This window comes from Chitinophaga sp. (assembly GCF_039596135.1).
Lineage (GTDB): Bacteria > Bacteroidota > Bacteroidia > Chitinophagales > Chitinophagaceae > Chitinophaga.
Window position 1 is genome coordinate 44,394 of the sequence record NZ_JBCNKH010000034.1, and the last position, 13,999, is coordinate 58,392.

Annotated in this window: 10 protein-coding genes; 2 read left to right on the forward strand and 8 right to left on the reverse strand. The window is 46.6% G+C overall.

Annotation, left to right across the window (positions count from 1 at the left end):
• Window positions 1-10: 10 nt before the first annotated feature.
• Window positions 11-718 carry an HAD family hydrolase gene (locus ABDW16_RS19235; protein ID WP_343671979.1) on the reverse strand — a complete coding sequence of 236 codons (708 nt, stop codon included), beginning with the start codon at window positions 716-718 and terminating at the stop codon, window positions 11-13.
• Window positions 719-869: 151 nt separating this feature from the next.
• Here ABDW16_RS19235 and ABDW16_RS19240 point away from each other — a divergent pair, with 151 nt between their 5' ends.
• Together ABDW16_RS19240 and ABDW16_RS19245 are read left to right on the forward strand one after the other, a co-directional pair.
• Window positions 870-1,643: a TerC family protein gene (locus ABDW16_RS19240; RefSeq protein ID WP_343671981.1), complete on the forward strand. Its 774-nt coding sequence runs from the start codon at window positions 870-872 to the stop codon at window positions 1,641-1,643.
• Window positions 1,644-1,674: 31 nt separating this feature from the next.
• Complete coding sequence (locus ABDW16_RS19245) at window positions 1,675-2,481, forward strand: class III extradiol ring-cleavage dioxygenase (protein ID WP_343671983.1); 807 nt, start codon at window positions 1,675-1,677, stop codon at window positions 2,479-2,481.
• Between the two features lie 16 nt (window positions 2,482-2,497).
• Here the strand turns inward: ABDW16_RS19245 and ABDW16_RS19250 are convergent, their stop codons facing one another.
• The 7 genes from ABDW16_RS19250 to ABDW16_RS19280 are packed head-to-tail and all read right to left on the reverse strand — an operon-like array spanning window position 2,498 to window position 13,989.
• Window positions 2,498-2,887 carry an acyl-CoA thioesterase gene (locus ABDW16_RS19250; protein ID WP_343671985.1) on the reverse strand — a complete coding sequence of 130 codons (390 nt, stop codon included), beginning with the start codon at window positions 2,885-2,887 and terminating at the stop codon, window positions 2,498-2,500.
• A 24-nt stretch (window positions 2,888-2,911) separates the two neighbouring features.
• Window positions 2,912-4,678, reverse strand: coding sequence for a rhamnogalacturonan lyase (locus ABDW16_RS19255; protein WP_343671986.1), 1,767 nt, complete (start codon window positions 4,676-4,678; stop codon window positions 2,912-2,914).
• Window positions 4,679-6,424 (reverse strand): RagB/SusD family nutrient uptake outer membrane protein, encoded by a 1,746-nt coding sequence (locus ABDW16_RS19260; protein ID WP_343671988.1) that lies wholly within the window; start codon window positions 6,422-6,424, stop codon window positions 4,679-4,681.
• A gap of 13 nt (window positions 6,425-6,437) precedes the next feature.
• Window positions 6,438-9,455 (reverse strand): SusC/RagA family TonB-linked outer membrane protein, encoded by a 3,018-nt coding sequence (locus tag ABDW16_RS19265; RefSeq protein WP_343671989.1) that lies wholly within the window; start codon window positions 9,453-9,455, stop codon window positions 6,438-6,440.
• A gap of 15 nt (window positions 9,456-9,470) precedes the next feature.
• A complete protein-coding gene (locus ABDW16_RS19270) occupies window positions 9,471-10,868 on the reverse strand; it encodes a fasciclin domain-containing protein (RefSeq protein ID WP_343671991.1) in 1,398 nt (465 codons plus the stop codon).
• A 14-nt stretch (window positions 10,869-10,882) separates the two neighbouring features.
• On the reverse strand, window positions 10,883-12,514 hold the full coding sequence (locus tag ABDW16_RS19275) for a fasciclin domain-containing protein (RefSeq protein ID WP_343671992.1): 1,632 nt from the start codon (window positions 12,512-12,514) through the stop codon (window positions 10,883-10,885).
• On the reverse strand, window positions 12,511-13,989 hold the full coding sequence (locus tag ABDW16_RS19280; RefSeq protein WP_343671993.1) for a RagB/SusD family nutrient uptake outer membrane protein: 1,479 nt from the start codon (window positions 13,987-13,989) through the stop codon (window positions 12,511-12,513). Before ABDW16_RS19280 ends, ABDW16_RS19275 begins: the two co-directional genes overlap by 4 nt.
• Window positions 13,990-13,999 lie beyond the last annotated feature (10 nt).

Consider the following 13,999-nt stretch of genomic DNA (forward strand, 5'->3'; position numbering starts at 1 on the left):
GTAGCTGCTATCAGGAAATCTCGCTCGGCGGTGCAATAAACAACGGCAATACATCCAGAATCTGCTCTACCTGCCTGAAGTTCGGACTATCGATGTGCACATCTACATGTTCATGCGCCCAGGTAGTGTGAAAAGGAATATGAATAGCATGACCTCCCAAATCCAGCACCGGCAGCACATCCGACTTCAGGCTATTGCCTATCATCAGGAATTGTTCCGGCTGGATGTCCAGGTGTTTCAATAACTTCTTATAATCCTTCGGCTGCTTTTCGGACATTACTTCCACATGATGGAAGTAATGATCCAGGCCGGAATTTTTAAGTTTCCGCTCCTGGTCCAGCAGGTCACCCTTGGTAGCTACTACCAGTTTATAATCCCCCTTCAGTGATTGCAATACCTCTTCCACCCCTGCCAGTACTACAATAGGGCGGGCTAATAACGCCTTGCCATAAGCAATAATCTTGTCAACAGCCGTGATGTCGATAGTATTATTGCTGACAGCGAGGGCTGTCTCAATCATAGAAAGCATGAATCCTTTAATACCATAGCCATACAGGGTGAGGTTTTTAATTTCTGTGTGCAGCAGTTCCCTTGCAACGGTATGCTGGGGTAGGTAGGCTTCCATTAGTTGGCAGAACTCGTTCTCTGTTTCACGGAAATAGGGCTCATTGATCCAGAGCGTATCATCTGCATCGAACGCGATTACTTTTATACTCATATGTTAACAGCGGGTTACAATACTAAAATAATTCTTTTTGCCGGAGCTCCGGGTGCAGTGAAGTGATTTTTTGTGAGGGGGGATATCCTGCGGACGGCCAATTGAGAAATCTGGCCTATCTTGCCCCTGCGAACTAAATTAAACCTTTGTCATGGAAAATCTATTTACAGTTGATTCTCTTATCAGCCTGTTAACCCTGAGTGTACTCGAAATTGTTTTGGGTATAGACAACATTGTATTTGTTTCTATCCTTGCCGGCAAACTACCGGAAGCCCAGCAAAAAAAAGCCCGGAGGCTGGGTATGACCCTGGCCATGTTTATCAGGATTGGCTTATTGATGTCTATCAGCTGGATCATGTCACTGACAGCCCCGCTCTTCAACCCGGGTACCTGGATTGGCATTCAAAATCCCAAATGGCTGGAGATGGCAGAGATCTCCGGCAGGGACCTGATTCTGCTGATTGGTGGTCTCTTTTTGATTTACAAAAGCACCTCCGAAATTCATGAGAAACTGGAAGGCGGCGAGCATGCCACCGCCACGCCAAAACTAGCCGGCTTTACCCAGGTGCTCATCCAGATTTTACTGCTGGATATTGTCTTTTCCCTGGATTCTGTGATTACCGCTGTGGGCATGGCAGATCATATTGAAATCATGATTGCGGCCGTAGTCATTGCAGTGGGCATTATGCTACTGGCATCAGAAGGGATCAGCAAATTTGTGAACAAACATCCTACTGTAAAAATGCTGGCGCTGTCATTCCTGTTACTCATCGGGGTGTCTTTATTGGCAGAAGCATTTGATCAGCACATTCCAAAGGGGTATATTTACTTTGCGATGGCGTTCTCCGTATTTATCGAAATATTAAATCTGAAAATGCGTGCAAAGAGCGAGCATCCGGTAAAACTCAAACAGACGAAAGTATAATAGAACAGTGCATCGGAAATCATTTATCAAAATGGCAGCACTGCTGCCATTTTTGCCTTACTCTTCACAGATAGAAAAGGCGCTGAACCTGCCAGGCATCTTCCAGCCAACGGAGAAAATGCCTGTGTTTTTTGTAGGACATGGCGACCCGGAAAATGCTTTCCGGGATAACCCTTTTACGCAGGCCCTCGCTAAAATGGGGAGGGATCTGCCCCGCAAGCCCACAGCTATCATGGTGATATCTGCCCACTACCTCACCGCCGAAGAATCTTACCTGAAAGTACCCGGACATTTCAATTGCCCTTATTACAACGTGTATGGCGCTACTGCCTTTAAAGACAAAGTGCCGCAGGTGACGGTGGATGAAAGTACAGATATGGATCACGGTGCATTTGCAGTGTTACGGCACATGGCACCGGAGATGGATGTGCCGGTCATGGAACTGAGTATCCCTATGGCACAGCGACTGGATTACCACTGGAAACTGGCGCAGTACCTGAAACCACTACGGGAAAAAGGGGTGCTGATCATTGGCAGTGGCAATATTGTGCATAACCTGGAAAAGGGATTTTTCAAAGGTGCATTTTCTAACGGGAAACCCTATTCATGGGCGATTGAGTTCGATGAATGGGTGAAGGCGCGCATTGATGAGCGGGATTTCGGTAGTTTGTTTTATTACAATAACCTGGGCAGGATTGCCCTGAAAGCAGTACCTACCACAGATCATTATATTCCCATGCTGTATGCAATTGCAATGGCAGATAAGCATGAGGAGATTAAGTATACTTATGAAGAAGTATTTTCAGCGTTTAGTATGCGCTGCTTTAGAGTAGGATGATGCTACCAATTGTAAATTATTCGCGCAGGCGCTCGTCGGTATAGGTAATCTCTGTCTTACCATGTGGCCATGGTTTACCATTTTCATCCACACTTACAAATACCATCTTGTCGATGGTGAGGATGCTCTTCTTGGTAATTTTATTGCGGGCTTCGCAGGTAAGGGTCAGAGAGGTATGACCAAAGTGAGTAGCCTTGATACCTAATTCCAGGATATCCCCCTGCTTGGCGGAGCTGATGAAATTAATCTCGGACATGTACTTAGTCACACAACGATTGGTACCTAACTGGATGATGGCATAAATGGCGGCCTCTTCATCGATCCAGGCTAATAAACTACCGCCGAACAAGGAACCGTGAGCATTTAAATCCTCCGGTTTTACCCATTTTCTAGTATAAAAATTCATTGCACATTCTATTGCAGTGCAAAATTAAAACTTTCCAAGATAAAACCCTGTATGAGGTGGCTGGTTATAGCCTACATTCTGCCAGATGATGCTCATCCTGTACTGGTGATCCTGCATTAAAGTAATGATTCTGTGGGTGGTAGGAATGGTCGTGGTATAAATTCGCAGCGATTGATTATCTGACGTTCTCATGACTAATTCCTCTCTCCAATCGCCAAAAAGATCGGCGGTTAAGGTAGGTGTTGCCTTTGTTCCGTTGTTAGCTACACAACCTTCTGCGGTAAAAATGGTGCCCCTGCCATACTTATCGATATGGTTGCCATCGAGGAGCTCACGGCTCAGGTCTCCATCCCACCAGATGAGGAAGTTTGCAGAGCGGGGTGCATCGCCTATGCGGTTTCCTTTAGTATCATAAAGCCCTTTGGAGCCAGACCACCATAACTGGGCGCCTTTGCGGCTGCTATCAATATTTTCAGCCACACCACGCCCTACATCCTGATCGATGGAACCCCTGAACAGGATTTCGCCGGTGCGGGCATCGTACATAGCAGCCCCAGTGCCTTTGGCGCCATTTTCCAGTTCGTGAATGCCGAAGACCTCCAAACCCGGACGATCGGGATCCAGGTCGCCCACATGCAGGGCATCGCCATGACGCAGACCGGTGGTATAGAGCCCTTTGCCATCATCGTCTACGCACATGGAACCATAGATAATTTCGTCTTTGCCATCGTTATCCACATCAGCTACGCTCAGGTTGTGATTGCCCATGCCTGAGTAAGGACTACGCCCATCTTTGGTATCGAATACCCAGCGGGAAGTGAGTTTGCCATTCTGGAAATCCCAGGCAGCGAGTACAATACGGCCATAGTAGCCCCTGCACATAACTACGCTGGGGTGCCTGCCATCGAGGTAAGCTACACAGGCAAGGAAGCGGTCTGCCCGGTTGCCATAGTGATCTGTACCCCCATTGCCACCATAACCACCCCAGCCACCGATATCGCCACGAGGAGGAATATAATTAGTTGTGGCAAGCGCTTCGCCGGTTTTGCCACTGAAGATGGTGAAGTATTCAGGACCAGTCAGAATTCTACCAAAGGATTTGGATGTTGGGTCCAGGTCCCTGTAGTCTTTGGTGCTGTCGCCTATTACTTTGCCTTTGCCATCGATGGTGCCATCGGCGGTTTTGCAGGCAAATTCCGCGATACCATCGCCATCCAGGTCATAGACCATGAACTGGGTATAATGGGCGCCCTCGCGGATATTACGGCCCAGGTTGATTTGCCAGAGGAAGGTACCATCCAGTTTATACGCCTGAAAGATGGGTGGATCGGTAATGCCGGATTGGGAATTGTCTTTGGCCCGGCCGGTTTGATGGAGGATGATTTCGTATTGACCATCACCATCCAGGTCCGCAGCCGAGGCATCGTTGGGTGTGTAACCGGGTGGTGTTTTGAGTGGAATAGTCAGGTATTGTTGAATGGGTGCATCTGCAGGAATGGTGTAAGTAGCCGTACTGGTTTCCTTTCCATCAATGACAGACCTGACCTGGTATGTCTGGGCATGATGAATATCGGCGTGGTTATCCACATAGTTGGTGACAGACTGGGAAGATAGTTTTTGCAGCTTACCATCAGTTTGCCTGTAGATATTGAAAGTGACTGCAGATGGATCTGTATTCAACAGGCGCCAGCTAAGGAAGGTCTGGGTAGGTGACTGCGGAATAGCAATGAGGCCACGATCCAGTTTTTCTGCAGGTGGGAATAATAAAAGAAATAAAAGGTGCATCATCATCTACCATTTAAAAGGTAAGTACCAGTTTGCTTTGTTCATTAATCTTGATCTCACAGCCTCTGCCCGGCTATCGTTGGCAGCTACAAATTTAGCTGCGATTTTATTGGCCAGCCAGGCAGGATCAGTGGTTTGCCGGCGAAGTGCTACACGCAACAGGTCTGGCCAGCGATAGCCTTCAAAGGCCAGTTCCAATCCATCTTCGTCTATTAACAAATCTTCCATCCTGTTCATCAATGTCGGCCTGTCTATCACCGGTTTATCAGTGAGCAGCGGATCACTCATGTCAAATACACCGGTGGAGTCTACTTTTACCGACTTCAATCCTACCCTGCCCCGTACGCCTATATTCCGGTACCAGGTATTGCGAAACTGCGGGTAGTTACCATCGCGGGCATCAAAGTCGTAAGGAGGTACATCTTTTGTTTGTTCTATATCGGTCACATTGCGACCCTCTCCTCCTGATACACCTGTAGCCATGTACACAGGATCGTAGGTGTTTTTGATACCGGTATTCAGCAGTGCATAGGCAATCTTATCACGATTGTCGCGGTTGGCGGCTTCTGCGTAATGCAGGTGCAGGGCTGCGGCACGGAACAGTATCCATTTGCTGGAAGTTTCGAAAGGTAACGAAGAAGTATAGTTATAAGTGTATTTTTTGATGACCGGTTGTGTACCCGAATACTTATAAGAGATGTTCGGACCGCGCAGGTCTATAGGTGTATTGTCACTCCTGAATTGCTTATTCCAGTTGGCGATAGCCAGGTCGGAAGGACGTACCTGGTAACTACCACTGATATTGTCACAGAGTTCTATAAAAGGATTGGCAGGTGCGAAGTTCTTATCGAATGGCAGGTTCCAGATGATTTCATAATTGGAATAACGCTCGCCGTAGGGTTGGCCGAAAATGTTGCTCCATAAGGCACCACTCAGGTTAGCTGTGTAACCTACTCTATACACCTCATACCATTGTTCACTGTTCATAGCCGGATACAAAATATCTGCATAGTTCATCATGACCCGGTAGTTAGTGGCTGCCTGTGTATAATTACCATTCCAGAGATACAACTCACCCAGCAGACATTTGATGTTGATAAAGAACTTTTCTGTGGAATAACCATCTGTGGTGATGAGCAATGAGGTACCGGCCGGAAAGGGATACTTGTAAGGCAAGCCTTCGGTAAAGGTGATGAGTTTACCCAGCAATTCATTGAATGTGACACGGGGAAATTTGGAAACGTCTTTAATAGCATCGATGGTTTCCAACGGATCAGTGATGTATGGAATTTCGCCATAGTGAATACCCAATTGCAAATACAACCAGGTACGTATTGCACCTACAGCAGAGTAGCGCAGTATATAATCGTCATTGTTCATCCGCTTGTCCCGCAGCATGGCATCGAAGTTTTTCAGCGCATCGTTGCAGTTCATGATCACTTCGTAGAATGGACGGGGATCGGCGTAGGTATTATCTGCACTGACTTCATGGATATTGAGCTCCTGCAGGTACTTATCTGTTGTGGAGGTGGTAACATCTACAAGATCGCCTCTCAGTTCATTGAGGATCATGTACCTGCCCGCAAGCCCCATCACTTTTCCATAAATACCGATCACGGCAGCATCTGCATCATTCACATTCTGGTATACCTGTGAATGGTCCAATGCTTCTTCAGGTTTGATGTCAAACAGCTTTTTGCACCCGCATAGTATGCTACAGCAAAGCAGTCCGGTATATAGTAATCGTTTCATGTTCTTGTTAGTTTTATAAGCCCATCCTGATACCTAATTGTACAGTTCTGTATTGAGGAAAGAGACCTTCGTCAATTCCCCGGGTAAAGACACTATTGCCATTGCTGAACTCAGGATCAAAGCCCAGGTAGTTCGTCAGGGTAAACAGGTTATTGGCGGTAGCAGAGATGCGTACATATTTCATGGCGCAACGCCTGAATGTCAGTTCATAACAGAGGCTCAGTTGTTGCAGGCGGAGGTAATCTCCTTTTTCAATCCAGCGATCAGAGAATCGTGCATTGCCATTTGGATCACCCCATGCAGCACGGGGAATGTTAGTTTCCTGTCCATCCTGTTTCCAGCGGTTGCGCACTGCTAAGGTCTGGTTGTTGTAATTACTCATAGATTCCAGGTTTGCACGGGTGTAGTTGTAAATATCGTTGCCATGGCTGAATGTGAAGATGGCATCCAATGTCCATCGCCGCCAGTTAATATGGTTTGTGAAGGCACCGGTGAAGTCGGGATTAGGGTCACCGATAATCTGCCTGTCATTCTCATCGATCTTGTGATCGCCGTTGGTATCTACAAAGCGGATATCTCCCCCCTGTGCACCCATGCCTGCTTTATTCGCTTCTTCATTGGTTTTGTAGATGCCGTTGGTTTTATAGCCGTAAAAGAGATTGGCGGCATGCCCTACGGCTGTAAGTATGGTCGCATCTGCATAGGTAGTGAGCAATTGATTGCCGGGTATTTTGGTAATTTTATTTTTATAGGTGGACAAAGTCAGCCCTACATCCCATTTGAGCATATGATCTACCACACGGCCAAACAATGATAATTCCACTCCATGTGTTTCCATTGCGCTATTGTTGGTAATTACGTGATCAAATCCAGTAGCGGCAGCTACAGGTTCTATGGTCAGCATATCTGTAGTACGGTGCCGGAACACATCCAGGCTAAAGCTCAGTCTTTCATTGTAAAAAGCACCATCCAGGCCAGCATTGTACTTTGTCACCGTTTCCCATTTCAGGTAAGGGTTGGCAATGTTTGCACGCACTATTCCCTGTAAGCCTAAGAGGTTTTGAGAAATGTAATATTGCCGGGAAGTATAATTGCCGATATCATCATTGCCTGTTCTGCTGATACCTGCCCTGAGTTTAAGCGCATCGATATTATGCTGGTCTGAGACAATGAGCCAGGCAGCTGATAGCCCGGGCATCACTGCATATTGATTGCGGGTATAGGTGTACCGGGAAGAACCGTCTACAGCCAGGTTGAAGGTCAGGAAATATTTATCTCTGAAGCTGTAATCTGCATTGAACCAGGTATTCAGCCAGTTCCATTTACCAATGGTACCACTTACCTTTCTCAGTTGGTTTTGCCCCATGCCTACGCTGACAAATTCATCTGTGGCGGAATTGTAGCCTAAACCGTAATCAGATTCACTGTTATTACTACTATAGCGCAGACCTATACTTGTATTGAGATGATGGTCTCTGGTGAATTGTTTATCGTAAGTGATACGGGTATCATTGTACAGGCTGTAATACCTTTCTACATTGCTCCCTGAGCGGTTGTAAGCAACCGCATTGGATAGGGTATCAGGTTTTACACCCGCTTCGGGGATGAAGAAATTTTCTCTCACTTTATCAAAAGTGACACCTGTGAGGGTATTGATGCTGATATTTTTTGTAACAAGGTAATTAAAACGGATACTACCAAAGAAGCGGTAGCTTTTGTTAATATCCTGCATCTTGTCGATGATGGCTACAGGATTGGAGACACCAAAAATATCATAATCAGCCAGGCTGGGCGAAGCTATGCCTTCATCACTGATGGCCTGGCGGGCCAGAAAGGGCGCTTTGATGAGACCCAGGTATAATGGGTTTGTCTTAGGCGAAATACCCTGATCTTTATCTTTCTGGGTATTGCTGGTGAAAGCGAGATTGATAGCTGCCTTCAGTCTTGCAGACAGGTTCAGGTCTGCATTAAAACGGGTTTGATAGCGGCTAAGATCTGTACGGCGAATGGTACCACTTTGTTTAAGATATCCCAGAGACAAGCCATAAGTTGCAATATCATCACCACCGGCTACCTTCAGAAAATACTGCTGATTGAAGCTTTGGTTGGAAACTTCTTTCTGCCAGTTGGTATTGTTGTGATAGCGATAATAGTCAGCGTTAGGATTATCATTCATGTAGGGTAATGCGGCTATTTCAGCAGGGGTTTTACCACTACTTTGTAACAGGTCAGAGAGGTATAAACGGTAATCGTCAGCCTCCATTACAGGCAGCTGTGCAGGTGGTGTATTAAATCCTCCCATCACGCCAAAATCGATACGGGTAGCTACTTCCTTTGCATGTGAGGTGGTGATAAGGACAACCCCATTGGCACCCTTGGTACCGTAAGTACTGGTACCATCTCTCATAACAGTGATGTTGTCTATATCTTTAATATCGATATCTGCCAGTGGGTTATTCACATACCCGTTAATCAATGATCCACCATATTCGTTGGTATCGTAGATCATGCCATCTACAACTACCAGCGGCCTGTTGGTGGCATATAGAGAAGTATATCCCCGCATGAACAAATCAGCGCCCATACCGGGTGTACCACTACGCCTGAGAACCTGTAAGCCGGGCACTTTGCCCTGTAAATAGTTTTCAGGAGAAGTGGTGATCTGCTGCCAGCTATCGGTGGTATTTAAAGTGGTAATGGGATCGGTAGTTTGCTTGCGGTCGCAAATAGAATTGAATGTTTCTTCGTGCAGACTTGCGATGACTGTATGTCTTCCATTCAGGGTAATGATCTTTGTTTGATAACCGGGGCCGGATACCGTGATGGAAGTGCGATAGTCAGGCGCTTTGATGCGGAACTCTCCTTTCTCGTTGGTGATGGCGGCAGAGAATCGGGGCACGCTGATATTGATACCAGATAATGCCGCACCGGTAGCCGCTTCTCTGATCAGCCCCGTTACCATTACAGTATCCTGCGCTCTTGCATGCACCCCCAATAGAACCGCCAGCGCTATGTAAATAAATGCCTTCATAATAGATTGAGATGATCAGTTCAGAATAGGTACCAGTTTGATATAATCCAGCAGAATCGTATTGTTACCATTGGATGTGACCGAATTGCCCACGAGGTATACATTATGCACACCATAGCGGATATTGGTATAATCCCCCACGTATTGCTCATTGTAATTGAGGAGCGGCACTGTCGTATATGGAATGGTAGTGACAGCAGGATCGTCAAAAGCAACCCGCATAGGAAATGTACCGGTTTGCACATCGTTGACAGCAACCCAATACACGTGGTATGCTACTGAATTGAGCCGTGCCTTGTAATTCAACCAGTAGGAAGCCAATCCGTAATTGTACATGTACACGTCTCTGAATATAAGGCCGGTAACGGAATTGACACGGGTACGGATGGCAATGGTCTTCGTGGCATCTTTTACCCCACTGTAGTATTCTCCTTGTATGATAACAGGTTTGATTTTGGTAGACAGATCATAGTCGATATGATTGACTATATACACAATGCCATTGCTCACTTTTTGTGAGCTGATAATGTCACTGGCATTGATGTGGAAGTGTACGCTGTCGCGAATGCTGTAAAGCGTATCGGGCAAATGATCTTTGTCGTATACACCGTTGAATACAAGATCTTTGACCACATTCCATTGGGTAGTGGTATCCGTGAGCTCTGCTGTACTATCAGTAAAGTATTTGGTTAACCTTTGCTGCTCGCCGGCGTAGACATCGTCTGCTAAGATCACATATGTTAGCAGGGAATCTTCGCTGTTGATATTCACTCTTTCCAGGAAGTGATTCAACTCTACTTCGCCGGTGCCGGGCTTATAGATAGGTGCACCTGTAGTAGGGTTTACACCAATCTGTTCCGCAGTAGCCGTGTCGATACCAATGTATGCGAGTGACTGCAAAAAGGTCTTTTGCTGATAGCTGGTACTATTCAGGTATTCCCAGGCATTCTGCTTAGGAATGATGGCCCCATCAATTACCTGCAGTACACCATTGGATGTAAATTGCCCCCCGTCATTTACTTTGATACCTTCTACTGCGGAAGCTGTAAATGCGATCTTTTTTCCATTCAGGGTAGCTATCCGCTGCTCATCGGCAGTACCTGTATAAGACAGGGTACTGATATGATTTGCGATGAGTAAGCGTAATTGTGCCGTATCATTTAGTAAAGCAGGATCTACTGCTGCCCATGCACTATTGACAGGCGCCCATACCGTAAAGGTTTTGGAAGATGCCAGTACTTTATCATAGCCCGTTCTGACCAGGTAGGTATAGAACTGGCTCAGGTCATTACTGGCCTGTATTGTCTGCAACAGATTTTGTGATGTAGTGAGTTTATTCCGGTCATTCCACTTCTCCTTCCGGCAGGATATGCCCAGCAATAAACCTATTATGATCAGGTATCGTATCATCATTCAAAATTTGAAAGTCATGGCCTTGGTACCTGTGTACCATCAGCTTTGAAACGTGGATAGAGCTGATCCATATCCTGCGGGATAAAGTGGATCATGTCCAGGTTGTTGTTATTCTGTGTTCCCTGCAGGGTCGTGAACCGGAGGGTATGGCGTTCTGTAGTTTTGATTTCGATGGTGCCTACCAGCCGTGAGCCCCAGTTGTTCGATACAGGATCTGTATACCACTTCCAGCCCTGTGCTTCCATTTCGCCTTCAGTAGAAGCCGGCATGGCAGTGGTGAAGTTCATAGTACGCTGCATCACTTCGCCGTCTATGGAAACCTGGTTCAGGTTATTGGAGCTATTGGATTGTTTTTGCACGCGATAACAGATCCATACCTTATATTTTCCTTTTACTAACAATGGTGTCTTCATATCTATATAAGCACTACGACCGGGTCCCCCTAATGGTATCATCAGGTAATCACCATTTACATAGGTGCTGCCCACTGTGTAAGTCATGGCTGAAGGACCGGGAACAATGAAATCTGCCGGCATATTCGTGAGGGAATACACATAGTTCTGCTTGCGGAAATAAGCTGGCAGGTTACGTATTTCAGGGAAGTCGGCTACATCCCAGTAAACGGGTACCGGGTTCCTGATCTTGACAGCAAAGTGGCCCAATGCATTGTGCAATACACCATTGGTCGCAGAGTTGTCAGATGTGCTTCTTTCCAGTTCTACACCGGTTTCGTGCACCCCATTGAAATCGTCGTCATTGATCAGTACATGCTGTCCGGAGAGTTTAGAGGTGACTACCTCCAGGGGAGCCAGCGTGGTATGCGAGGTAGCAGTAACAATGTCTGCAAGGTATTTTACGCCGTACAGAATGTGGTAGTCAACATATAAGTGCAGGCTGTCTTCCAGCTGGGTAGGATCGCCGGTATGTGAATAACGGGCTTTGAGAGCTGCATAGGTACTAAAGCCCGCAGCATTGATGGCAGAGTCAGATTCTGCGAGCACCGTCAGCCAGGTTCGGGCGCTATCTGTATTGCTACCGGCTGGAATATTCAGGGTATCATATAAACCTGTTTCCCTGAGTGCCTGGGTGAAGATGCTGTACTTCGGATTATTGGCCAGCATGCCTGCCAGTGTTTCTGTGGCCGGAGTCAACACATTGTCTACCGCATGAATGATTCCATTGCTTACGCGGATATTGGCTTTTAGAATATTCGCCTGCCTGTTGACGGTGATTTTAGTTTCTCCGTCAGTATTGGCTGCGCCTGTGATCAGGTATTGCCCATACATGGTCAGCTTTGACAACTTGCCGTCAGAAAAGCTGGTAGTGTTGATGGTATCCTGTATGATACAAAACTTCACAATGTCTTTTAGCTTTTGCACATCCATTGATTCCAAGGTAGCATGCCCGGAACTCTTCAGGAACAGTGCTACGGCTTCGTTGTCAGGAACAAAAATGGTGTAAGCCCCATACACGTTCAGGAACCCTGCATCACCGGTGATGTGGAGGATCTTCAGGAACTCCGAATACTGGTCAGGAAATTCTTCCAGGTAACCGACGATGGTTACTTCATCGGAGGTTTGTGATACAATGGGCGCTTTCTTACAACCAGCCAAAAACAGTATTAAGAGAAGATAGAATGCTTTCATTGATAGTACGGATTTTGTACCAGTTTTTTGTCAGCTTGTAACTCATACTGGTTGATGGGTAAATAATGGCTACGTACATCTTTGTATTTATTGATAATCGACTGTTGCATATTGCCGGGAGCTGTCATGGCAACCATATCCAAAATGATTTCGGGATGTGCATAGTTATTGCGTTTTGCATGGCGCAGTATATCGAACCAGCGCTTGCCTTCGAAGGCAAATTCGCGGGCTCTTTCGTTCAGTATATAATTGGATACATCTATTGCGGAACCGGGATCAGGTGATTCTGAAGTACCTTCTATCGCACCTGCCCGGGTACGGATGGTGGTAACCAGGTCCAGTGCCTCCTGCCCTCTTTGTACCCATGCCAGGGCCTCTGCTTTGAGCAGGAGGATGTCGGAATAGCGATATACAAACCAGTGAGCCCAGGAATCTGCGGATGTTCTGGCAGTGAGGGTAGTACCACCTGTGGCACCGGCAAACTTCCAGATCATCTGGTCTGTAGCCCTGATGCTGCCACCATCCCCACGGATGTCTTTTTTAGTAGCATCTGTGAGGTCTATGCCATACACTTCGTCCATTACCCTTGAGGAGCCGATGAAACGGTTGGTAGACACAATGAACATGGAATAGAAAGGATTCAGTTGCTGCTGATCAAACTGGAATTCGAAAATGCTCTCGGCAGAGTTGCCTATATAAAATACATTGTTGAACCATTGGGATTGTACACTGCCATCCATCAATCCGTAGCGGCCGGAGTTGATTACTTTGTCACAGGCAGCGATACAGTTTTCATATTTTTCATTCCACAGGTATACGTCCGCTTCCAGTGCATAGATACCATACCGGGTGAGGCGGCCTTTGTCTTGTGCCGTACTGCCATAGGTTTCAAGGGCGTGGCTTTCTGCAAAGGTGAGGTCTTCGAGTATCTGGGCATACACCTGGTCCTGTGTACTTTTTGCCAGCTGATCCAGGCTATTGTCGCTATCAGTGGCTTTGAGCTGTAAAGGCACTTCACCAAAGGTGCGCAACAGGTAGAAGTACATCAACGCTCTCAGACCATGCGCCTCGGCAAGATAACCATTGAGTGCTTCCTGCGTGAGGGTCTTGTCTGTCTCCATCACCTTTGCTGCATAGTCGATGACTGTATTGCAATAATTGATGGTGCTGTATACAGATGCCCAGCTGGTGTAGCTATTCGTAGCCAGTATATTTGCCTGCATGATGTTAACTTCATCTACAGCAGTATTGAGTGTACTGCTGACCATATCGGCCCGCAGTTCTCCCCATACAAAGAGTTCAGACACCAGCCAGTTATTGAGCAAAGAGGAATAACAGCCTATTACAGCGGCTTTCAGCTGTTCCTTATTTTGCCAGTAGTTGTCGCGGATAATGCCATCCTGTGGTTTTACATCCAGCCATTTACTGCAGGATGAGGTGAGCAACAAGGCGATTATCAGGATATATTTCTTCATAATAGTATTT